Here is a 21,446-nt window from a genome sequence, read left to right on the forward strand (position 1 = left end):
GCGCGGTGGGCGCGCCCCGGGGGGGCGCCCCCGCCGTCCAACACGACGGGCCGGCGTCGACCACGCCCCCAACAGCCGCTTGCTCGACGCCGGACCTTCTTGCTCGGCGGACGCCGCACCTCAGCCCGCGCGGCGCAGGCGCAGCGAGTTCCCGACGACGAGCACGGAGCTCGCGGCCATCGCGGCACCCGCGATCATGGGGTTGAGCAGGCCCGCCGCGGCGAGGGGGATCGCCGCCACGTTGTACGCGAACGCCCAGAACAGGTTCTGCTTGATCACGCGCAGCGTGCGCCGCGACAGTCGGATGGCTGTCGCCGCGACCTGCAGGTCGCCCCTGACGAGCGTGATGTCGCTCGCCTCGATCGCGACGTCGGTGCCCGTCCCCATCGCGAGGCCGAGGTCGGCCTGCGCGAGGGCCGCGGCGTCGTTGACGCCGTCGCCGACCATCGCGACGACCGCGCCCTCGCCCTGCAGCCGCTCGACGACCGCGACCTTGTCCTCGGGCCGGACGTCGGCGATCACGTCGCTCTCGGCGATGCCGACCGCGGCCGCGGCCGCACGTGCCGCGGGGGCGTTGTCCCCGGTGAGGAGGACGGGCCGCAGCCCGAGCTCGCGCAGCTGCCCGACGGCGTCCACGGAGGTCGGCTTGACCGTGTCGCGGAGGCGGATGACGCCGCGCGCGGCGCCGTCCCACGCGACGACGACGGCCGTCGCACCCGATTCCTGTGCGATCTCGACGGCCTTCGCGACGTCGGCGGAGACCTCCACGCACTGCTCGGCGAGCCACGCGGGGCGGCCGACGAGCACGTGGTGGGCGCCGCCGTCGTCGGGCACCGAGCCGGACACGAGGCTGACCGTGCCCTCGACGCCCCCGCCGGCGTGGTTGTGGAAGCCCGACACCTCGGGGAGGCCGGGCGCGCCGGCCTCCTTCCGGGCGGCTGCCGCGACGGCCTGGGCGATCGGGTGCTCGCTGAGCGCCTCGACGGCGCCGGCGAGCAGGAGCGCGTCCTCCCGCGGGGTAGCGCTTTTCGCCCGAGGTAGCGCGGAGTCCGTGCTACCTGAGGCGAGAGCTGCTATCTCGGCGACTCGGGGGGCGTCCACGCCCTCGACGCTCATGCGGCCCTCGGTCACGGTGCCGGTCTTGTCGAGGACGACCGTGTCGACGCGACGCGTCGACTCGAGGATCTCGGGGCCCTTGATGAGCGCGCCGAGCTGGGCGCCGCGGCCCGTGCCGACGAGCAATGCGGTCGGGGTCGCGAGACCCAGGGCGCAGGGGCAGGCGATGATCAGCACCGCCACGGCCGCCGTGAACGCCATCTCGACGCTCGAGCCGCCGATCAGCCATGCGGCGAGCGTGCCGAGCGCGATCACGAGGACGACGGGCACGAAGACCGCGGAGATGCGGTCCGCGAGCCGCTGCACCGGGGCCTTGCCGGTCTGCGCCCGCGCGACGAGCCGCCCGATCTGGGCGAGCGTCGTCTCGTCGCCGACCCGCGTCGCGCGGACCAGCAGCGTGCCGGACGTGTTGACCGTCGCGCCGGTCACGACGTCGCCGGGGGTGACGTCCACGGGCACGGGCTCACCCGTCAGCAGAGACGTGTCGACGGCGCTCCGGCCCTCGACGACCTCGCCGTCGGTCGCGACCTTCTCGCCCGGGCGGACCCGGAACAGGTCGCCCTCGGCGAGCGCGGCGATCGGCACCCGCTCCTCGGAACGGGATCCGTCGGGACCGGTGACGACCCGTGCGACGTCCTTCGCACCGAGCTCCAGCAGCGAGCGGAGCGCGTCGCCCGAGCGGCGGCGCGACCGGTACTCGGCGTAGCGGCCCGCGAGGAGGAACGTCGTCACGACGACGGCCACCTCGAAGTAGAGCTCGGGCGCGGCGCCGGGGTGGGCGGCCGAGGGCACGAGCGTCGGGCGCATCTCCATGCCGATCTCGCCCGCGCCACCGAACAGCAGCGCCCACAGGGACCAGACGGTCGCGGCGATCACGCCGAGCGCGACCAGCGTGTCCATGGTCGACGAGCCGTGCCGGCCCGCCCGCCAGGCGGCGCGGTGGAACGGCCACGCTCCCCACGTCACGACGGGCAGCGCGAGCGCCGCGACGACCCACTGCCAGCCGTCGAACTGCAGCGCCGGGATCATCGACAGCGCCACCACGGGCACCGCGAGGACCGCCGAGAGCCGCAGCCGGCGGAGCAGGTCGTGCCCGCGGTCCGGGGTGGGGGCGGAAGTGTCCTCGCCCTCGACCATCACGTGGCCCGGGGCCATCGTGTGGCCGGAGAGCGCCATCTCCTCCTCGGTCATGCCGTGCATGTCGTGGTCCATGCCCTCGTGGGGCGCGCCGTCGTGCTCGTGGGCCGCGGCGTCGTGCCCGACGGCGGCGGGTGCGGCGCCGTGCCGCTTGGTGATCCGCGCGTCGTACCCGGCCTTCCGGACGGCGGCGACCAGCTCGTCGTCGGACGCGCTCGTCCCGGGCTCGAGGACGACGTGCGCGGACTCGAGCGGCAGGTTCACGGTCGCCGTCACGCCGGGCAGTGCGGAGAGCTTCTTCTCGACGCGGGTCACGCACGAGGCGCAGGTCATGCCCTCGACGGCCAGCTCGATCTCCTGCGGTGGGTGTTCCGCGGTGGGGTGGGTGGGAGTGCTCACGACGTGGGTCGCCTCCTCGGGTGGACTTGGGGTCAGTGGATGCCGACGACGGCGTAGCCCGCCTCGTCGACGGCGGCGCGGAGCGCGTCCTCGCTCACCGCGGCGTCGGTGGTGATCGTCACGGGCGTGGTGCCCCCCGGGACGAGGGCGACGTCGACGGACGTGACGCCGTCGAGCGCGGTGAGCTCGGTGGTGACGGACTGGGCGCAGTGCCCGCAGGTCATGCCGGTGACGTCGATGATCAGCTGGGTGGGTGCGGTGCTCATGTCGAATCTCCTCCGGGTGGGGTGTTTCAGCTGCGGACGAGGCGCGCGATCGCGTCGGCGGCCTCGCGGACCTTGGCCTGGCCTGCCTCGTCGGACTCGCGGGCGGCGTCGACGACGCAGTGCCCGAGGTGGTCCTCGACGAGCCCGAGGCTGACGGCCTGGAGCGCCTTGGTGACGGCGGAGACCTGGGTGAGGACGTCGATGCAGTAGGCGTCCTCGTCGACCATGCGGGCGATGCCGCGGACCTGGCCCTCGATCCGGCGCAGGCGCTTGAGGTACGCCTCCTTGTCCTGCGCGTACCCGCGGGCCGGGGCGGCTGCCGGCTCGGTGGCGTGGTGCTCGTGCGTCATGGCGTCCTCAGATCCGCTATACGGGTGGGGGGTATCTATGGCAGCCACTATACCCCTGGTGGGTATGGAGTCAAGGCCCGTGCGCGGGGTCCCGCACGACCGCGGGCCGGGGCCGCTCGGTGGAGCGTCCCCGGCCCGCGTCTCCGCGCGCGCCGCCGCGCGGGGTCGGTTCGTCAGAGCGAGCTCAGCGCGACGGCGTCGGCCATCGCGGCGTACCCGATGTCGCCCGGGTGCAGGTGGTCGCCCGAGTCGTAGGCGGGCAGCATCCGGTGCGGGTCGGACGGGTCGCGCAGGGCTGCGTCGAAGTCGACGTAGCCGTCGTAGTCGCGCGTGGAGCGGATCCAGTCGTTCACTCCCTGGCGCGCGGCCTCCTCGGACGCGTCGTAGGTGGACCAGCCCTCGAAGGGGGTGACCGTCCCGCCGAGCACGCGGACGCCCTTCGCGTGCGCCATGGCCGCGAGCTCGCTCAACCCGGCGGTGATCTTCGATGCGTCGAGCTGGTGCGGCTCCTGCTGGATGTCGTTGATCCCGAGCAGGATGATCACGGTCCGCACGCCGGTCTGGTCCAGCACGTCGCGCTGGAAGCGGTCCAGGGCGGCAGGGCCGAACCCGTCGCCGCCGTCGAGGAGGACGCGGTTGCCCCCGATGCCGGCGTCGACCACCGCGAGCGGGCGGCGCTCGGCGTTCAGCCGGCCGGCGAGGAAGTTCGGCCAGCGGTGGTCGACGTCGTAGGTCGACTGGTAGCCGTCGGTGATGGAGTCCCCGAACGCGACGACTGTGCCGCGTGCGCCCGAGCCCGCGACGTCGACTCCCGTCACGAAGTGCCAGGCCTGCGTCTTCTGCGGCAGGGCGGCGGCCGACGTCGCCTCCGTGGCGTTCGTGCCAGAGGTGAAGAAGGAGTTCTGCTGGGCGCCGGGGTGGAACGTCATCGGTGTCGAGTACCCGGGCGTGTAGGTGGACACGAGCAGGTCGTGGTCCGCGGGCACCTCCAGCCGGACGGGGTCGCTGACCACACTCTGGCCCACGGGGATCGTCACGCGTTCCGCGCCCCTGAAGTGGAGCGGGCGCATCGTGCCGGGCTGGACCTGGGCGGTTCCCGGCGTCGACGGCAGGGCGACGGTCGCCTCGTCGACGACGAGCGGCGCGGTCCCGAAGACGTTCGACAGGTGGACCCGCACCTCGGTCCCGCCGACGCTCGTGTGGACGACGTCGCGGATCGTGCAGCTGGCGCAGCCGTTGTCGACCTTCCCGCTCGGGGACATGCCCCAGGTGGCGACCCACGAGGGTCCGTGGGGGCCGGTGCGGCCTCCCGGGGTGTCGGCACCGGCCGGAGCGACCGCTGCGGCGACCAGGGCCGTTGCGACGGCCGCGCTGGGAAGGATCCGCCGGACCCAGGACGGGCGGGTGGATCGGGGGGAGTGGTGCACGGTAGCTCGCACGGCTCTTGCCTCCTGGCGTGGGGGCCTTGGAAGGCCCTTTCTGACAGCGTTGTCAAGCAGGAAGCCTAGGGCGACCGGCGTCGCGCGGCAACGGGAACGACGCGCTCGACGCGCGGGTCGGGGGCCCGAGGACGACGATGGAGCGGAAGAGCCGCACCACCGCCACCCGTGCCCGACCTGCACCGACGCAGAGTCGGGGCACCGGCCGACCGCCAGGGAGCTGCCATGACCGACGTCCCCGTCGCACCCGACCCGTTCACCCGCTCCGTCCAGGGAACCGCGCGCCAGTACTGGTGGCTGCCCGTGCTCCGCGGCGTGCTCACGATCGCCTTCGGCCTCGTCGCCGTGATCTGGCCCGACGTCACGGCCCTCGCGATCCTCTGGGTCATCGCGATCTTCGCGATCGTCGACGGCCTGCTCGAGATATTCGACGCGATCCGGTACCGGGCCTCCGGGGGGACCGCCCTCGGCATCACGTTCGGCGTGCTGTCCGTCGCCTTCGGTGTCGTCGCGCTGGTCTGGCCCGGCCCGACCGTCACCGTGTTCGCGGTGATCGTCGGTATCTGGGCGATCCTCGTCGGCCTCGTGGGGCTGGCGGCGAGCATCGACCTGCGCAAGGCCGTCGGCAGCGGGTGGGGCTGGGGCGCGCTGACCGGGGCCCTGACGGTCGTCCTCGGGATCCTGCTCCTCATCTGGCCCAAGGGCAGCATCGCCGCCCTTGTGTGGCTGGTCGGGATCTGGGCGTTCGTCGCCGGGATCCTGCTCGTCGTGATCGGCTTCCAGGTCCGCCGGCTCGCGAAGGCGGACCTCACGGTCTGAGCCGGGTCGCGCCACGCAGGGGGATGACCCATGGCACAGACCGTCGGGCACGACGCCCGCCCTCCACGGCACCGCGCCGGACGCCGTCCGGTCGCCTGGTCGCTCGCCCGCGCCTCCGAGCCGCTCGGCTGGACGGTGCTGGCGGCATCGGGCGCAGGGCTCCTCGGGCTCGGCGCGGTGCTCACCGCGACGCACGCGTGGGCCGCCTGGTACACCGCGCTCGTCTTCGGGCTCTGGTTCCTGGCGCTGCTCGCGTGGGCCGACGCCTTCCAGGCGCGGCTGCCCTGGCAGGTGTCGCTCGTCGTCGGGCTGCTCTGCCTCGGGGGCGCCACGGTGCTCCCGGGCACGACGGCGCCGCCCGCCGACGCGGCGTCGTTCGCCGTGGCCGCGCTGGGGGCGGGGGGCATCGGCTTCACGCTCGGGCCGGTCGCGGGCGCCCTCGGGCGGGGGCTCGACCGGGCGCGCGGGAAGTAGCCCGCACGGCGGCTACCCTCGCCGGGTGGACCGTGCGATGACGCCCTCCGACCAGTCCCGACGCGAGCGCGAGCTGACCGCGCCCGACGGCACGTGGCTCGACCTGTGCCGGCCGGACGGGCGCGTCGACCCCGCGGCGGTCGGCTGGTCACGGCGCCCGCTGCACCGCGCGAACCTGCGCGGCTGGGGCCGCCGGAAGCGCTGGGAGTACTGGGGGATCGTCAGTCCGACGCATGCCGTGGGCGTCACCTTGTCCAGCCTCGACTACGCGGGCGTGCACGGCGTGTACGTCCTCGACCGTTCGACCGGTGAGGAGACGACCGTCGACGCGGTCGTCCCGTTCGCGCGCGGCGCCGTCCTGCCGGACCGGTCCGGGGGAGGCCGCGCGTCGGCGCGGGCGGGCAAGCTGGTCGTGGCGGTCGACGAGGAGGATGGCGGCACCCGGCTGCGCGTCGAGCACCCGCGCGTCGGGCTCGACGTCCTTCTCGCCCGGCCCGCCGGGCACGAGTCGATGAGCGTCGTCGTGCCGTGGAGCGCCCGCCGGTTCCAGTACACCGTCAAGGACCTCTCGCGGCCCGCGACCGGCACCCTGCGCCTGGGCGCGGGGCCCGACGCCGTCCGGCACGCGCTCCCGCCCGGAGCGAGCTACGGCGTCCTCGACCACGGCCGCGGGAAGTGGCCCTACCGGATCACCTGGAACTGGGCCGCGGGCAGCGGCGACGGCCGCGGCATCCAGCTCGGCGGACGCTGGACCGACGGCACCGGGTCCACGGAGAACGCGTTGCTGGTGGACGGCCGGATCCACAAGATCGGCGACGACCTGCGCTGGGACTACGACCCCGGCGACTGGCTCCGGCCCTGGCGCATCACCGGGCCGCGCGTCGACGCGACGTTCCACCCCGAGCACGTGCGCGTCGCCCGGACCGAGCTCGGCGTCGTCGGGTCGCGCACGCACCAGTGCTTCGGCACCTTCACCGGGCACGCCCAGTCCGACGACGGCGCGTGGGTGCCGCTCGACGGGCTCGTGGGGTGGGCCGAGGAGGCCAGGCAGCGATGGTGAGGCCGGTGGTGCGGGGGCGTCGTCAGCGGATCAGGCTCCAGGCGCGGATATAGCTCGTCGTGACCCGCGGGTGCGGGTAGGGCGTCTTCTCGTCGAAGAAGACGAACGAGTCGTCGTGCTTCCAGGTGAGCGTGACCCACTTCCAGCCGGTCGTCGTGGCGGCGGTGCGCACGGACATGACCTTGTTGCCCACCTGAACCTGGATGGTCCCGCACTCCGGGCACGTGCGGACCTGGAGGCGGACGCCGTGCGTACCGCGGTCGTGGAGGAGGCGCGCCCCCCAGGTCGGCCCGCACCGGGTCGCGGGCACGCAGTTCTTGAGCGCGACGACCCTGACGCTGCCGAGCGTGGTGCGGTGGGCGTCCTCGAGTGCCTTCGACGTCGCGGGAGCGGCGACGTTGGAGCACCGGGCCTTCGACCACGCGCTCACGTTGCCCGCGGTGTCACGGGCGCGCACCTGGAAGCATGCCTGCCGCCCCGTGCGGACGGTGGTCGTGTACGACCGTGCCGTCGTCGCCGAACGCACCGTCTTCCAGCCGCTGAACACGCCCGTCGGGGATGCTGCGCGCATCCGCACGTCGAAGCGCAGCGCGTGGTCGTCCTCCCCCGCGAAGCGGATCGTCGTGCGGACCTCGCCGGACTTCGGGACCCCGAACCACCGCGGCGGCCCGACGATCTTCGTGAGCTTCGGCCTGGTGCCGTCTGCGAAGGTGCAGCGCGAGGACGACCAGGCGCTGACATTGGCCTCCGGGCCGGCGAAGTCGTCGCGCGCACGGACGGCGAAGCACACACGCTGCCCGGTACCGAGTGTGACCTTCTGGCTCGTCCTCGTCGTGGCCTGCCAGGACGTCGGGTGCACCCAGGAGCCGTACGTCGTCGAGCCCTTCGGCGCCGTCTTGTAGCGCACGTCGAAGCTCTCGAGGTCCACGGCCGTCGAGCCGTACGTCACCGTGGCGACGGCCTTGCCCTCCGTCGCCTTCACGGCGCTCTTCGGTCCCGTGACCTTCACGGTGGGCGGGGTGCCGTCGACCGTCGTGCACGCCGTCGCCCACGGGGTGGCGTTGCCGGCCGGGTCGACCTCGCGGACGCGGAAGCAGGTGGTGGCGCCACGGGGAGTCTCGACCTGGGCGGAGAACTCGTCGCGATCCCGCTCGATGGTTCGCCAGTCGTAGGTCTGCCACGGGCCGTACGCGCTCGTGGCGGACGGCCGCTGGCGGTACTGCATCGTCGCGACCGGCGCGCCCGACGACCGGAACGGCGCCTCGGCCCGGTCGAGGGTGCCGAAGGCGGTCGCGGTGACCTTCGTCCAGCGCACGAGCGGATCGGTCACGAGGGTCGGGGTCGCCGGGGCCAGCCGGTCCACGAGCGCGGTCGCCGCCGGGGAGGTCCACCGCAGGTCGGCGATCCGCGCCCGCCCGTCCGTGCCGACGAACGCGAGGCTCGTGCCGGCATCGTCGACGTCCGGGGTGACGAGCCTCCCGGCGCCGTACGTCTGCGTCCGCCGCGAGCCCGTGAGCTCGCGAACCGTGAGGGTGCCTGTGCTGCCCGCCACGGCCGTCAACCCTGCCACGGCGTTGGAGGCGATCGCTGCGCGCCGCCACGACGTGACGTCGACGTCGGCGTAGACGCCCCGGAGGTCGCGTGCCAGGGTGCGCTGGCCGATCAAGAGTCCCCACTGGTCGATGACCGTGAGGGTCGTCGTCTCGTCCATGCTCGCTTCCCCTTCGGTGTCGCCGCTCACGTAGGCCCCCGACACCACGTCCCACGCCGTCGTCTCGTCGTCGCGAAACACGGAGGAGCGCCAGAGCGTCGTCCCGCTGATCCCGACAGGGTCTCCGCTCCCGTACGCGTGGTGGGTGAAGACGACGTCTCCACTCGCGACGTCGATGACGTCGGTCGAGATATCGATGGAGCCCGGGAACGGCTGCGTCGACGGGAGGACCGCGTACAGGCCGCGGTGCCCCAGCGCGGTGCCCGTCGGGACCGTGCGCGCCGTCCACGTGTGGTCGTCGGCGCGCCGGGCGATCACGTCGGTGCCGTCCGCGGCAGCGACGAGAAGGGCGTGACCCTCGGCAGCCAGGAGGTGACCGGTCAGCGGCGTGCCGCCGACGGTGACCGGGCTCCACTCGACGGCAGAGCCGTCGCGCGGGATGGAGACGATGCCGGTGGCGGTCTCGCCGTACACGGCGTCGTCCGTGAGCCCGACGCCACCGGTCAGGCGGACCGTCGACGACGGTGCCACGACGACGGACCCCGCCGCAGCAGCCACGAGCGTCGCACCCGCAGCGGACGGCACGTCGGCCAGGACGGTGGTCCCGGCCAGCGCGGCAGCAGCGGCCCACGCCCAGCTGCGGGCGAACGGTGTCGCGTGCGCGAGCTTCATCGATCTCCTCGGGAGGTGCAGTGTCGGGGCGCCTGTCGGTCGGGCGCCGCGGCGCGGATCTCCGGTCAGTGGCGGACGAGCACCCACGAGCGGACGTACGCGTGCTTCGACGACGGCGGGTAGAGGTCGATCTCGCCGAGGACGTTCGCCGACAGGGGCCACCGGAGCGTGACCGTCTTCCACCCGCTGTTCCGCGAGCGGGTGTTGATCGTGTACATCCGGTCGGTGACCTGGACGCGGAAGGAGTCGCAGGTCGGGCAGGTCCGGACCTGGAGCTGGATCCCCCGGATACCGTCGTGCGCCCAGATCGTGGCCCCTGGGACCGCGACCCTGACCCCGCCGACCGTCGTGTGCTTTGCGGCCTTGAAGGGCCCCACGGTGGCGGGCGCGGCCAGACGCGTGCAGCGCACCGCCGACCAGGCGCTGACGTTCCCCGCCAGGTCGTGCGCGCGGACCTCGTAGCACCCTTCCCAGCCCGATCGGAGAGTGAACGAGTAGTGGGTCGCCGCGGTCTTGTACGCGACGGTCTTCCACCCGGGCAGCTTTCCCGTGGCGCCGGCGACGTTGTACCGGACGTCGAACCGCAGCCCGTGGTCGTCCGTGCCCGCGAAGCGGATCGTCGAGGTCCGCTTGCCCGTCGACGACACGGGCTGCCAGCCGGAGGGGCCCGTCAGCCTGGTGAGCCGCGGCTTCGTGCCGTCCGCGAAGGTGCACCGCGCGGAGGACCACGGGGTCACGTTGCCTGCGATGTCACGCGCCCTGACCGAGAGGCAGACGCGCTGCCCCGTGGTGATCGTGACGCTCACTCCCGGCCGGGGAGCGGATCTCGACCACGCGGTGGTGCCCTGCCACGACGACGGATAGACCCACGAGCCGTAGGAGGTCGAGCCCCGGGGCGCCTTCTTGTAGCGGACGTCGTAGTCCTGGACGCGCGTGTCGTCCGTCGCCTCGTAGGTGAACGGGACCGTGGCCTTCCCGTTGACGGCTTTGGTCGACGTGGCTGGGCCGTGGACCGTGAGGTGCGGCGCGGTGCCGTCCACGGACCCGCACAGGGTCGACGACCACGCTGAGTAGTTGCCCGCTCCGTCGCGGGACCGCGCCTGGAAGCACGTCGTCGTCCCCCGTGCGACGACGAGGTCGAGTCGCCAGGAGTCGCCCGCGATCCAGGGCCCGAACGTGCTGACACCGATCGTGTGCTGGTGGTAGCGGATCTCGACGTCGCCCAGCCCTGACGGGCGGTACGGAGCCGTCCCCGCGTCGGTTCCGGCAGACGTCGTCACCGAGAGCACGGTCGAGGTGACGGAGCGGTGCCCGTTCCAGGAGAGGGCCGGCACCGGCGGGGGCGTGTGGTCGACGATCGTCGCCCCAGGCGCGGCCGCCCAACCGAGGTCGACGAGCCGCACGTGATGGGTGCGGTCGACGTAGGCGAGCGTGCTGCCCCTGTCGTCGAGGTCCAGGTCGGCCGAGCCAGCGGCCCCCACTGTCCGGGTGGTGCGTGCGCCGGTGAGCTCGCGGGTCATGACGGTCCAGGACGACGTCAGCCAGGCGACCGCCCGCGACCCGACTGCGGGGTGGCGGAGCGCCGACGAGGAGCCGACGAGGAGGTCCGTGTAGACGCCGTCGAGATCGATCACGCTGGTATTCCCACCGGTGGCAAGTGCCCAGCGGCCACTCACGGACAGCTCGTCGCCGGGGGCGAACGTGGGTTCGGGCGCGACCCGCAGCACGGTGCCGGCTGGCAGCGCGTACTGGTTGATGGTCTCGCCGTAGGGAGCACGGGCCCACACCGTCGAACCGTCGATGGCCATGCCCGCGACCCAGTCCCGCTGCGAGCGGACGACGACCGCTCCGGACGTGACCTCTTCGATCGGCCAGTTGACCTGGCCGTCGGAGCCCGGGCCGGACGGAAGCAACGCGTAGAGCCCGCCGCGGCCGAGCGTCGTCCCGTTGGGCACGGACCGGCTCGACCAGCTGCCGTCGTCGGCGCGCCACGCGAGCGTGTCGCTGGCGCCGTCCAGGTTCGCGACGAGCAGGCTCTCGCCCTCGGCCTGGAGGAGGTGCCCGGAGAGCTGCGACCCCGCGACGACCACGGGCGCCCAGTCGGTCGCCGAGCCGTCGCGGGGGAGCGTGACGACGCCGTCGTCCGTCTCGCTGTACACGGCGTCGTCGGTGAGCTCCGCGCGGCCGGTGAGGACCACCGTCGACGACGGCGCGACGACCGTCCCGGCCGGGTCGGCGGCCACGGTGCTCGCCGTCGCGGCACGCGCGACCGTCGGGGCCGTGACGAGAGTCATCGTGGCCAGTGCCGCCACGGCGACGGCCGCCCAGGTGCGACGGCTCCGCGCGGTCGTCACGTACGTCATGGGTCTCCTCGTGTGGGAAAGGGCAAGGCCGCTCGTCCTCATCGGATCACGCTCCACGAGCGGAGATACGTCGTGGTCGTCGTCCGCGGGGCGTGGGGATACGCCTCGTACAGGGAGACGGGCGTGTCCGCCGGCTTCCAGGTGACCTTCACATACCGCCAGCCCGGCCTCGCGGACACCAGCGAGACGAAAGTGGGCGAGTTATGGATCTGGACGATGAGGGTGCCGCACGTCCGGCAGGTCCGGACCTGCACCCGGATGCCCCGTGAGCTGGCCGGCAGGATGTACGCGCCCGCGTAGAGGTCGGTCGTGCCCCGGAGGCTCGACGACCGAAGCATCGCGACCCGCGTGCCGCCCAGCGTGGTGCGGCGGTCCGCGTAGAGGGCCTTGGAGCCGCCGGAGGCGGCGACGTTCGTGCAACGCGGCTTCGACCAGGCGCTCACGTGGCCGGCCGTGTCGCGCGCCCTGACGCGGTAGCAGGCCTCGTGCCCGGCCGGCAGGTCGTACGAGAACGACCGCGCCGTGGTCGCCCTGGCAACGTACATCCAGCCCCAGAACGCCTCGTCCGTCCCCGCCGTCCTGATCTGCACGTCGAACCGCAGGGCGTGGTCGTCCCACCCGGCGAACCGGACCGTGGTGCGGACCTTGCCGGACGTCGGCACGCCGTACCACCGCGGAGGGCCGACGACCTTCGTCAGCCGCGGAGCGGCCGCGTCCGCGTAGCTGCACCGCGACGAGGACCAGGCCGAGACGTTGCCCGCGACGTCGCGGGCTCGGACCGAGAAGCAGACTCTCTGACCCGTCGCGATCGTGATGCTCTCCGCGTACGCCCCGATCGTCGGCGACCACACCGTGGTCCCTTGCCACCCCGCCGGGTAGACCCACGAGCCGTACGTCGTCGAGCCCTTGGGTGCCTTCTTGTACCGGACGTCGTAGTTCCTGACCCTTGTGGCGTCGCTCGCGGAGTACGAGACCGTGACCCTGGCCTTGCCATGCACCGACTTCGTACCGGACGACGGGCCGTGGACGGCGAGGCGTGGGGCGGTGCTGTCGACGACGGCGCACTCCGCCCCGGACCAGGCCGAGACGTTGCCTGCTTTGTCGCGGGCACGGGCCTGGAAGCAGGTCGTCGAGTCCCGGGGGACGATGAGCGTGGCGGTCTCTCCAGCGACGCCGACCCAGGCCCCGAACGCGGTCGAGCCGTTCTTGTGCTGGCGATAACGGAGCTCGGCGGTGGCGCCCGACGGCCGGAACGGTGGGGTCGCGCCGTCGCCCTGCGGATACGCGAAGACGGAGATCGTCGTGGAGTTGAGGGCGCGGTTCCCGACGCTCACGAGAGGAACCGACGGTGCGACGCGGTCCACGATCGTCGTGCGGGGGGCCGTCGCCCAGCTGAGGTCGACGAGGCGCACGTGGTCGGTGGGGTCGACGTAGGCGAGCGTCGTGCCCTGGTCGTCGTCGTCGAGGTTGCGGTACCGGGAGGTTCCGACCGACCTGGTGGCACGCGTCCCCGCGAGCTCCTGGACGGTCACGGTGTCCCCGGACAGCCAGGAGATCGTGCGGGCGCCCAGGACGACGCTGCGATGGACGCCAGCGGGGCCGAGGTCGAGGTCGGCATAGACCTGCTGGAGATCGACCACGCGGGCGTCCGCGCCGGTGAAGAGCGCCCAGCGGCCGGAGACGGAGAGTGCGTCGGCGTCGTCGACATCAAGTCTGTTGATCTCCTGGAGCCGTGCCTTGCTCGGGAGCTCGTACTGGTCGACGCCGTGGTACAGGTCGTTCGTCGTCCACAGGGACGAGCCGTCGACGGCGACCCCCCGGAGTCCAGCCCAGAGGTGAACCACGGTGATCGTCCCGGTCGAGACGTCTTCGATCGGCCAGTTCACGATGTAGCTCGCCCCGGGGCCCGGCGGTAGCAGGGCGTAGAGCCCCCCGCGGCCCAGAGTCGTCCCGTTCGGCACGGACCGGACCGACCAGGCTCCGTCCGCGGCACGCCACGCGAGAGTGTCGGACTTGCCGTCGAGGTCGGCCACGAGGAGCGCGTCGCCCTCGGCCTGCAGCAGGTGCCCTGCGAGCTGGGTGCCGCCGACGCTCACGGGCGTCCAGTCGGCACCGACCGCGCCGCGCGGGATCGAGACGATGCCCGACGCCGTCTCGCCGTAGACGGCGTCGTCGGTCAGCCCCGCGTGCCCCGTGAGAACCGTGGCCGAGGTCGGGGCGACGACGGCCCCGGAAGCGACGGCGGCCGTCGTCGAGGACAGCGCCTCCGTGCCCGACGCGGCGGGTGCGGCGACGAGCGCCGTCGTTCCTGCGAGCGCGGCCGCGGCGCCGAAGGCCCACATCCGAGAAGCCCTGCTGACCTGCACGGACGCCATCGTTCCTCCTGCAATTCGTTGCCCGCAGCGCACAGGCTGAGCGGACTTTATCGGAGGTTGGCGTTCGCTGTGAAGGGGTTGCGATGCGGGGATCACGGAACGTCCTGCATGATGCGGGCGTGACCGACGAGAACCGCACGCCGTCTGCCTCCCGCCCTGCTCCGCGGGACGCCGTCGGGCCCGCCGCCGCATGGCTCGTCGTGCTCGCGCTGTGCGCAGCGCTGTGCGTCGGTCTCGACGTGCCACGCCATGTCCCGGGCTGGCTCGCCGACGTCGCCGGCCTGGCGTGGTTCGGCTGGATCGCGGGAGGAGCGCTGTCGCTCGCGCGGCGTGCGGGCTGGGCCGTGCGGGTGGCCTGCTTCGTGGTGCTCGGTGCGGTGGCGCTCGTCCTCGGGCCGCGTTCCGACGGGGTGCCGTCGGGGTGGTGGGCGGCCGGCGGGGAGCTGGCGCTGGTCGCGGGGGCGACCGCGGCGGCGATGGTCCTCGTGCCGCCGATGCTCGCGGGCAAGCGGGCGTGGGACCGGCGCCACCCGGCGCCGACCGCGGCGCAACGGCTCGGGCTGTCCGGTGAGGCCGCGGCGGACGGCAGACTGCCCCTCCGCTGGTCGACGGGGTCGCGCACGGTCGTGCTCGACGACGTCGGCGAGCGATGGATCGAGGTCGTCAAGGTGCTGCGCGATCTCGGCTCGGACCTGGAGTTGTTGGCGACGGCCTCCGCAGTGGGTCGGCCCGAGCAGGGCCCCGCGGTCCCGGTCGTCGTGGCGACGGGCCTGTCCGACGACGACGCGTCCGTCCTGGTCACGGCACTGGAGCGCTGTCGGGCTACTGCCCGCGTCGTCTGAGCTCCCCCGCGCGTGCGTGCGGCGGGCGGAAGCGCGCCGCGGACGTCTCAGCCGACGACCTCGCCGCACCCCGTTACGCTGCGCCCGTGAAGATCGTGACCCCCGCCAGCGAGACGTACCGCGTGCACCGCCGGGTGCTCCCGTGGCGGCGCAGGATCCGGGAGGTGCCGGACTGGGACCTCACCGGCGGGCTCGGCGTCCCCGACGTCGACCACCTCGGGGTGCTCGGCGCGATCCTGCTCGTGATCGGCATCATCATCGCGCTGCCGATCATCGTCCTCGCGCTTCTGGTGGTCGGCGAGATGCTGCTGCTCCTGCTGCTGCTGCCGCTCTTCGTCCTCGCGCGCGTCGCGTTCAAGAAGCCGTGGGTCGTCGAGGTCACGCGCGAGCGGAAGGCCGTGCACGCCGAGGCCGTGGTCGGGTGGGGTGCTGCCGGCGAGCGCGCGCGGGTGCTCGCCGACGAGCTGCGGTCCGTCGTCCCCGCGGCCACGGCCGCGGTCAAGGCCTGACCGGGCCGGTTACCTCGCGGGCACCGCTCCCGTCGTGGAGGTGAGAGCAACCCCACCGACGAAGGAGAACCCCATGGACGCCCGGCTCAACCCCACCGCGACCGTCATCGGCCCCAAGGCGATCAAGCACCTCGTCTCCGCGGACCACGCCCTCGCCGCCTCGACCGTCCCGAACGCGACCCGCGAGCTCATGAAGATGCGCGCGAGCCAGATCAACGGGTGCGGCGCGTGCCTCGACATGCACGTCAAGGAGGCGCTCCTCGCGGGCGAGGACCCGCTGCGCGTCAACCTCGTGTCGACGTGGCGCGAGACGACCGTCTTCACCGAGGCCGAGCGGGCCGCCCTCGAGCTCACCGAGCAGGGCTCGCGACTCGCCGACGGCGGCCGCGTCACCGACGAGGCGTGGGCCGAGGCGGCCCGCCACTACGACGAGGAGGAGCTCACCGCGCTCGTCAGCGTGGTCGCGATCATCAACGCGTTCAACCGGGTCAACGTCATGCTCGGGATCCGCGGCGGCGACTACGAGCCGGGCCACCTCGGCTGACGCGGCTCCGGCGTCGGGGCGGCGCCCCGATGCCGGTCAGGCGGGCGTGACCGCGTCGGCGATCGCGTCGTCCCCGCTCACGAAGGCGATGAACCGGCCGATCGTGTCGCGCCGGTGCAGCACCTCCGCCACGACCTGGGCGACGTCCTCGCGCGGGACGCTCCCGCCATCCGGGGCGTCGCCGTCGTCGGGCGAGCCGGCGTCGATCGCGCCGGTCCCGGGCTCGAGCGTGAGCGTCCCGGGCGCGACGATCGTCCACTCGAGGTCGGTGCCGCGCAGGTAGTCGTCGGCGGCGGCCTTGGCCTCGGCGTACGGGTAGAACGAGCTGTCGGACGGGACGCCGTGGTCGAGGCCGGCGCCCAGGTACGAGACCACCACGTACCGCTGGATCCCCGCGCCGCGCGTCGCCTCCATGGAGCGGATCGCGGCGTCCCGGTCGACGGCGAACGTGCGTCGCGGGTCGCCGCCGCCCGCACCGGCCGACCACACGACGGCGTCGTGCCCGCGCAGCACGTCCGACAGGTCGGACGCCGAGAGCTGTTCGACGTCCGCGACGACGCCGCGCGCGCCGGTCGCGTTCACGTCCGCGACCTGGTCGACGTGCCGGACGAGCGAGGTCACCTCGTCCCCGCGCGCGACGAGGATCGGTGCGAGCAGGAGGGCGACCTTTCCGTGGCCGCCGATCACGGCGATGCGAGACATGCCCTCACTCTCCCGCGCCCGACGCCGTCCCGCAGGTCGGGCCGCCGAGATACCGAGATCCGGCCGAGATACCGAGGACGCATCGGTATCTCGAGCAGATCTCGGTATCTCGCCGGGATGGCGAGGTGGGGCAGCACGGTGAGGGCGACGCAAGAGTGGTGCCTGCACCCCTGTGCCCGGGCCCCGCCGTGCGAAGGATGGATCAGGTCCGGGCGACCGCCCGGGACCTGGTCGGGGACGTCGTCGGCCGGGCGGATCGAGCCGGGGGACGGCATCGACATGGCAACGAGCACACCTACCCAGGAACGGCGGACGGCCCGTGCCGTCGCGCCGTCGGTCGCGCCGCGCGGCGTGACCCAGCGGGTCGCGGTCTGGAGCGCGACGCACCGCTGGACGGCGGTCGGCCTGTGGGCCCTCTTCATCGTCCTCGCCGCGAGCGTCAGCATGGCCGTGGCGCCGCGCCAGGCCACCGACCTCGACCTCGGCGTCGGGGAGTCGGGCCGCGCGGCCCAGACCGCCGCCGACGCCGGGCACCCCGACGCGACGGTCGAGAACGCGCTCGTCACCGCGCGCACGGGCAAGCTCGACCCGCGCGAGGCCGACGCCGCCGCCCGCGACCTCGTGTCCCGGCTCGGCGCTCTCGACGAGGTCGCGTCCGTCGCGGACCCGGTCACGTCCAAGGACGGCACCGCCGTCCTGGTCCAGGCGACGATGGCGGCGCCCGCCGAGGACGTCGTCGCCCAGGTCCCGGCGCTCGAGGACGCGGTCGCGTCCGTGCAGGCGGAGCACCCCGACCTGCGCGTCGAGGAGGTCGGGATGGCCTCGATCCAGGCGGAGTTCCAGGACTGGCTCGGCAGCCAGCTCGGGCGGGCGACCCTCCTGAGCGTCCCGCTCACCCTGGTGATCCTGCTCGTCGTGTTCGGGGCGATCGTCATGGCCGGCATCCCCGTGGTGCTCGGGCTGTCGTCGGTCGCGGCCGGGCTCGGCCTCTGGGCCGCCGCGTCCCAGCTCCTTCCCGACCCGGGCACGGTCACCGACCTGCTCGTGCTCGTCGGTATGGCCGTCGGTGTCGACTACTCCCTGTTCTACCTGCGCCGGTTCCGCGAGGAGCGCCAGCGACTCGGGAAGGACGCCACGATCGACGCGATCAGCGTCGCCGCCAAGACTGCCGGCCACTCGGTCGTCGTGTCGGGGCTCGCCGTGACGCTCTCGATGGCCGGGCTGTACTTCGCCGGCAACGCGACGTTCGCCGCCATGGCGACCGGGTCGATCCTCGTCGTCCTGGTCGCGCTCGTGTCGTCCGTGACCGTGCTGCCCGCGATGCTCGCGATCTTCGGCCGCTGGGCCGACCGGCCGCGGGTGCCCGTCCTCTGGCGGCTCACCGGCGGACGTCCGCGCCTGGTCCCCGCGATGCTGCGCCGCGTCCTGGCGCGACCGGTGGCCGCGACCGTGACCGCCGTCGTCGGACTTCTCGCGCTCGCGGCGCCCGTCCTCGGGATCTCGCTCGAGAACGGCGACGTCGACGAGTTCCCCCGCACCCTGGCGACCATGCAGACCTACGACCGCCTCGTCGCCGAGTTCCCGCAGGGTGCCGCGCCCGACACGGTCGTCGTCCAGGTCCCCGCGGGGCAGGAGTCCGAGCTCCGCGCCCAGGTGAAGGCCCTCGACGCCGAGGTCGCCCGGCACCCCGACGTCTTCGCCGGGACGGAGGCGCCCTGGTACTCGGACGACGGACGCACCGCGGTCGTGACCGTCGACCTCGCCCAGGCCGCGTCGTCGGGCGGGGGCACGAGCGGGTCCGAGATCGCGAACGACTCCGTGGCCACGCTGCGCGAGACCGTCGTGCCGGCCACCGTGGGCAGCATACCCGGCGCGACCGCCGACGTCGGCGGGAACGCCGCGAGCTCGCTCGACTTCACCGCCAACCTCCGGCACGCGACGCCGATCGTGGCAGCGGCCGTGCTCGGGCTGACGTTCCTCGTCATGCTCGTCGCCTTCCGGTCCGTCGCGGTCGCCGGGCTGACCGTCGTGCTCAACGTGCTGTCGATGGCGGCGACGTTCGGTGTGCTGACGCTCGTGTTCCAGGGGACGTGGGCCGAGGGCGTGCTCGGCTTCACGTCCAACGGCCACGTCGTGTCGTGGGTGCCGATGCTCCTGTTCGTCGTGCTGTCGGGGCTGTCGCTCGACTACCACGTGTTCGTCGTGAGCCGGATCCGCGAGAACGCCAAGCTCGGCCTCCCGACGCGCGAGGCGATCCTCGGCGGCGTCACCCGCACCGCCGGGACCATCACGAGCGCCGCGGCCGTCATGGTGGGCGTGTTCTGCCTTTTCGGGGTGCTCGGTTTCATCGAGCTCAAGCAGTTCGGCGTCGGCCTCGTGGTGGGCGTCGTGCTCGACGCGACCGTCGTCCGGCTCGTCCTGCTGCCCGCCACGATGATGCTCGCCCGCCGGTGGCTGTGGTGGCCCGGGCTGCGCCGGACGAGCGCCGTCGTCGGGCAGGGCGTCCCCGAGCTCAGGAGCGCAGATAGGTGAGCACCGCAGCCACGCGACGGGACACCGTCGCCGACGCAGGAAGGTCCAGCTTCATGAGGATCGAGTTGATGTGCTTGGCCACGGCCTTCTCCGTGACCACGAGCCGCTCCGCGATGCCGGTGTTGCCCTCGCCCTCGGCCATGAGGGCGAGCACCTCGAGCTCGCGCGGCGTGAGCCGGTCGAGCAGAGCGGTCGCCGACCGGCGCTGCATGAGGGCACGCACGACCTCCGGGTCGACCGCGGTGCCGCCCGCGGCGACCGTGCGCAGCGCGGCGACGAACTGGACGTCGTCGAACACGCGGTCCTTGAGGAGGTACCCGATGCCCTGCGCCCCGTCCGCGAGCAGCTCGTCCACGTACAGCTGCTCGACGTACTGCGACAGCAGGAGCACCGGCAGGTCGGGCGTCCTGCGCCTCGCCTCGAGCGCGGCGCGCAGGCCCTCGTCGGCGAACGTCGGGGGGAGGCGCACGTCGAGCAGCGCCAGGTCGGGGGAGTGCTCCTCGATCGCGGGCAGGATCTCGTCGCCGTGCGCGACGGCGGCAGCCACCTCGACGCCGTGCGTCGCGAGCAGGCGGGTCAGCCCGTCACGCAGCAGGAACTGGTCCTCGGCGAGCACGATGCGCACGGGGGTCCCTTCGAGGTCGGACGGGGTCGGCGCCAGCCTAGCGGTGGGTGTCGCCGCAGGTCACGGGCTCGTCCCGTCCGTGGCGGGCGTGACGCGCCCGCTCCGATCGGGCAAGGTGGTCCTGTGACGACGACCGCGTTCCCGACCGCGACCCCGGCGGCGCCGCGCGTCGCCCTCTCCCGGCCCGGCGCCCTGCGGCGCTGCCTCGTCCTCGCCGGGCTCGCCTTCGGGGAGCTCTGGCTCCTCGTCTGGCTGATCTTCACCGCGGCGCTGTCGCTCCTGTGGGTCGGCGGCTACCTCGTCCCCGGGGCGCTCAATGCGACCAGGACGGCCGCGCGGCGGCAGCGCCGGCTCGCGAAGGAGTACGCCGGGATCGAGATCCCCGAGTGGTACCGCCCTCTCGACGACGCCCCGCGGGGTGGCGGTGCGCTCGCCCCGTGGCGGCGGCTCGTGGCCCAGGTCAAGGACCCGTCGACCGGACGAGACGTGCTCTGGGTGGTCGCCGACCCGTTCGTCGGGTTCTTCATCGCGCTGCTGCCGATCGCGCTGGTCGCCGAGGCGGTCTGGGGCATCGTGCTCCTCTTCCTCTGGCGGACGATCGTCGACGCCGACGGGACCCAGTGGTTCCTGTTCGTGCCGGTGAGCGACCAGGCCACCGCGATCATCGCGGCGGGCGTCGGGATCGCCGCCGGGGTCTGCGGCGTGCTGCTCGCGCGTCCCGCGCTCGGGTGGCACGCGCTGTGGGCCCGGCTCGTCCTGTCGCCGTCGTCGCGCGCTCTGGAGCAGCGCGTCGAGGAGCTCGCCCGCACCCGTGCCGACGCCGTCGACGACGCGTCCGCCGAGGTCCGCCGGATCGAGCGTGACCTGCACGACGGCGCCCAGGCACGCATCGTCGCCATGGGCATGAGCCTCACGGCGGCCGAGCGCCTCATGGAGACGGACCCCGAGGCCGCGCGGGCGATGCTCGCGGAGGCCAAGGCGTCGTCGTCGGCGGCGCTCCAGGAGCTGCGCGACCTCGTCCGCGGGATCCACCCGCCCGTGCTCGCCGACCGCGGGCTCGTGGACGCCGTCCGGACGATCGCGCTGGAGTCGCCCGTCCCTGTGGACGTCGCGTCGACGCTCGAGGGGCGCGTGCCGATGCCCGTCGAGTCCGCCGTCTACTTCGCCGTGTCGGAGCTGCTGGCGAACGTCGCGAAGCACGCCGTCGCGACGCGGGCTCGGGTCGAGATCTCGCGCACGCCGCAGGCGCTCACGGTCGTCGTGGCCGACGACGGCGCGGGGGGCGCCGCGACGGCCGACGGCTCCGGGCTGGCCGGGATCGCGCGGCGGCTGGGCGCGTTCGACGGGTCGCTCACCCTCGAGAGCCCGCTCGGCGGTGGCACGGTCGCGACGATCCGGGTCCCGCTGGCGGGCTGATCCCGGGCCGGCGCGGGTGCGCTGACGTCGCGCCCCCGCCGAGATACCGAGATCCGGCCGAGATACCGCGTCTGCATCGGTATCTCGGCCGGATC

Annotated in this window: 17 protein-coding genes; 8 read left to right on the forward strand and 9 right to left on the reverse strand. The window is 73.5% G+C overall.

Features of this window, described 5'->3' with window-relative positions:
- Nucleotides 1-120: 120 nt before the first annotated feature.
- The 4 genes from ACFT5B_RS18575 to ACFT5B_RS18590 form a co-directional block, all read right to left on the reverse strand.
- Entirely contained in the window at nt 121-2,586 is a 2,466-nt protein-coding gene (locus ACFT5B_RS18575; RefSeq protein WP_386800681.1) for a heavy metal translocating P-type ATPase, read from the reverse strand.
- Between the two features lie 98 nt (nt 2,587-2,684).
- Nucleotides 2,685-2,918 carry a heavy-metal-associated domain-containing protein gene (locus ACFT5B_RS18580; RefSeq protein WP_386800665.1) on the reverse strand — a complete coding sequence of 78 codons (234 nt, stop codon included), beginning with the start codon at nt 2,916-2,918 and terminating at the stop codon, nt 2,685-2,687.
- 26 nt (nt 2,919-2,944) lie between these two features.
- On the reverse strand, nt 2,945-3,268 hold the full coding sequence (locus ACFT5B_RS18585) for a metal-sensitive transcriptional regulator (RefSeq protein ID WP_386800666.1): 324 nt from the start codon (nt 3,266-3,268) through the stop codon (nt 2,945-2,947).
- Nucleotides 3,269-3,441: 173 nt separating this feature from the next.
- Nucleotides 3,442-4,530: an SGNH/GDSL hydrolase family protein gene (locus ACFT5B_RS18590; RefSeq protein ID WP_386800667.1), complete on the reverse strand. Its 1,089-nt coding sequence runs from the start codon at nt 4,528-4,530 to the stop codon at nt 3,442-3,444.
- A 402-nt stretch (nt 4,531-4,932) separates the two neighbouring features.
- On the opposite strand from ACFT5B_RS18590, the gene ACFT5B_RS18595 reads away from it, so the two are divergent.
- From ACFT5B_RS18595 to ACFT5B_RS18605, 3 genes are read left to right on the forward strand one after another with little or no spacing between them, the layout of a single operon-like run.
- A complete protein-coding gene (locus ACFT5B_RS18595) occupies nt 4,933-5,526 on the forward strand; it encodes an HdeD family acid-resistance protein (RefSeq protein ID WP_386800668.1) in 594 nt (197 codons plus the stop codon).
- Nucleotides 5,527-5,556: 30 nt separating this feature from the next.
- A complete protein-coding gene (locus ACFT5B_RS18600) occupies nt 5,557-6,000 on the forward strand; it encodes a hypothetical protein (RefSeq protein WP_386800669.1) in 444 nt (147 codons plus the stop codon).
- A 25-nt stretch (nt 6,001-6,025) separates the two neighbouring features.
- A complete protein-coding gene (locus ACFT5B_RS18605) occupies nt 6,026-7,060 on the forward strand; it encodes a DUF2804 domain-containing protein (RefSeq protein WP_386800670.1) in 1,035 nt (344 codons plus the stop codon).
- 22 nt (nt 7,061-7,082) lie between these two features.
- Here ACFT5B_RS18605 and ACFT5B_RS18610 read toward each other — a convergent pair whose 3' ends face one another.
- From ACFT5B_RS18610 to ACFT5B_RS18620, 3 genes are all read right to left on the reverse strand, one after another.
- Nucleotides 7,083-9,443 (reverse strand): hypothetical protein, encoded by a 2,361-nt coding sequence (locus ACFT5B_RS18610; protein ID WP_386800671.1) that lies wholly within the window; start codon nt 9,441-9,443, stop codon nt 7,083-7,085.
- 65 nt (nt 9,444-9,508) lie between these two features.
- Nucleotides 9,509-11,806, reverse strand: a complete 2,298-nt coding sequence (locus tag ACFT5B_RS18615; RefSeq protein ID WP_386800672.1) for a hypothetical protein — start codon at nt 11,804-11,806, stop codon at nt 9,509-9,511.
- A 38-nt stretch (nt 11,807-11,844) separates the two neighbouring features.
- Nucleotides 11,845-14,181, reverse strand: a complete 2,337-nt coding sequence (locus tag ACFT5B_RS18620; RefSeq protein WP_386800673.1) for a hypothetical protein — start codon at nt 14,179-14,181, stop codon at nt 11,845-11,847.
- 119 nt (nt 14,182-14,300) lie between these two features.
- Between ACFT5B_RS18620 and ACFT5B_RS18625 the strand changes: the two genes are divergently transcribed.
- The 3 genes from ACFT5B_RS18625 to ACFT5B_RS18635 all read left to right on the forward strand — a co-directional run bounded on the left by ACFT5B_RS18625 (nt 14,301) and on the right by ACFT5B_RS18635 (nt 16,076).
- On the forward strand, nt 14,301-15,023 hold the full coding sequence (locus ACFT5B_RS18625; RefSeq protein ID WP_386800674.1) for a hypothetical protein: 723 nt from the start codon (nt 14,301-14,303) through the stop codon (nt 15,021-15,023).
- Nucleotides 15,024-15,109: 86 nt separating this feature from the next.
- Complete coding sequence (locus ACFT5B_RS18630; protein ID WP_386800675.1) at nt 15,110-15,532, forward strand: hypothetical protein; 423 nt, start codon at nt 15,110-15,112, stop codon at nt 15,530-15,532.
- Between the two features lie 73 nt (nt 15,533-15,605).
- Nucleotides 15,606-16,076, forward strand: coding sequence for a carboxymuconolactone decarboxylase family protein (locus tag ACFT5B_RS18635; RefSeq protein ID WP_386800676.1), 471 nt, complete (start codon nt 15,606-15,608; stop codon nt 16,074-16,076).
- 36 nt (nt 16,077-16,112) lie between these two features.
- Here ACFT5B_RS18635 and ACFT5B_RS18640 read toward each other — a convergent pair whose 3' ends face one another.
- The gene (locus ACFT5B_RS18640; RefSeq protein ID WP_386800677.1) at nt 16,113-16,778 is read right to left on the reverse strand and encodes an SDR family oxidoreductase; all 666 of its coding nucleotides are present in this window, start codon (nt 16,776-16,778) and stop codon (nt 16,113-16,115) included.
- A 279-nt stretch (nt 16,779-17,057) separates the two neighbouring features.
- Between ACFT5B_RS18640 and ACFT5B_RS18645 the strand changes: the two genes are divergently transcribed.
- The gene (locus ACFT5B_RS18645) at nt 17,058-19,310 is read left to right on the forward strand and encodes an MMPL family transporter (RefSeq protein WP_386800678.1); all 2,253 of its coding nucleotides are present in this window, start codon (nt 17,058-17,060) and stop codon (nt 19,308-19,310) included.
- Here the strand turns inward: ACFT5B_RS18645 and ACFT5B_RS18650 are convergent.
- On the reverse strand, nt 19,291-19,935 hold the full coding sequence (locus tag ACFT5B_RS18650; RefSeq protein ID WP_386800679.1) for a response regulator: 645 nt from the start codon (nt 19,933-19,935) through the stop codon (nt 19,291-19,293). The genes ACFT5B_RS18645 and ACFT5B_RS18650 overlap by 20 nt on opposite strands.
- Nucleotides 19,936-20,058: 123 nt before the next feature.
- Here ACFT5B_RS18650 and ACFT5B_RS18655 point away from each other — a divergent pair, with 123 nt between their 5' ends.
- A complete protein-coding gene (locus ACFT5B_RS18655) occupies nt 20,059-21,351 on the forward strand; it encodes a sensor domain-containing protein (RefSeq protein ID WP_386800680.1) in 1,293 nt (430 codons plus the stop codon).
- Nucleotides 21,352-21,446: the final 95 nt, after the last annotated feature.

It is taken from the genome of Luteimicrobium sp. NPDC057192 (assembly GCF_042670205.1).
Lineage (GTDB): Bacteria > Actinomycetota > Actinomycetes > Actinomycetales > Cellulomonadaceae > Luteimicrobium.

Coding starts and splice junctions, on each gene's coding strand:
- ACFT5B_RS18635 (WP_386800676.1), top strand. CDS start 15,606: ATGGACGCCCGGCTCAACCCCACCGCGACCGTCATCGGCCCCAAGGCG.
- ACFT5B_RS18600 (WP_386800669.1), top strand. CDS start 5,557: ATGGCACAGACCGTCGGGCACGACGCCCGCCCTCCACGGCACCGCGCC.
- ACFT5B_RS18595 (WP_386800668.1), top strand. CDS start 4,933: ATGACCGACGTCCCCGTCGCACCCGACCCGTTCACCCGCTCCGTCCAG.
- ACFT5B_RS18590 (WP_386800667.1), bottom strand. CDS start 4,530: ATGTCCCCGAGCGGGAAGGTCGACAACGGCTGCGCCAGCTGCACGATC.
- ACFT5B_RS18585 (WP_386800666.1), bottom strand. CDS start 3,268: ATGACGCACGAGCACCACGCCACCGAGCCGGCAGCCGCCCCGGCCCGC.
- ACFT5B_RS18620 (WP_386800673.1), bottom strand. CDS start 14,181: ATGGCGTCCGTGCAGGTCAGCAGGGCTTCTCGGATGTGGGCCTTCGGC.
- ACFT5B_RS18615 (WP_386800672.1), bottom strand. CDS start 11,806: ATGACGTACGTGACGACCGCGCGGAGCCGTCGCACCTGGGCGGCCGTC.
- ACFT5B_RS18610 (WP_386800671.1), bottom strand. CDS start 9,443: ATGAAGCTCGCGCACGCGACACCGTTCGCCCGCAGCTGGGCGTGGGCC.
- ACFT5B_RS18575 (WP_386800681.1), bottom strand. CDS start 2,586: ATGACCTGCGCCTCGTGCGTGACCCGCGTCGAGAAGAAGCTCTCCGCA.
- ACFT5B_RS18640 (WP_386800677.1), bottom strand. CDS start 16,778: ATGTCTCGCATCGCCGTGATCGGCGGCCACGGAAAGGTCGCCCTCCTG.
- ACFT5B_RS18580 (WP_386800665.1), bottom strand. CDS start 2,918: ATGAGCACCGCACCCACCCAGCTGATCATCGACGTCACCGGCATGACC.
- ACFT5B_RS18645 (WP_386800678.1), top strand. CDS start 17,058: ATGGCAACGAGCACACCTACCCAGGAACGGCGGACGGCCCGTGCCGTC.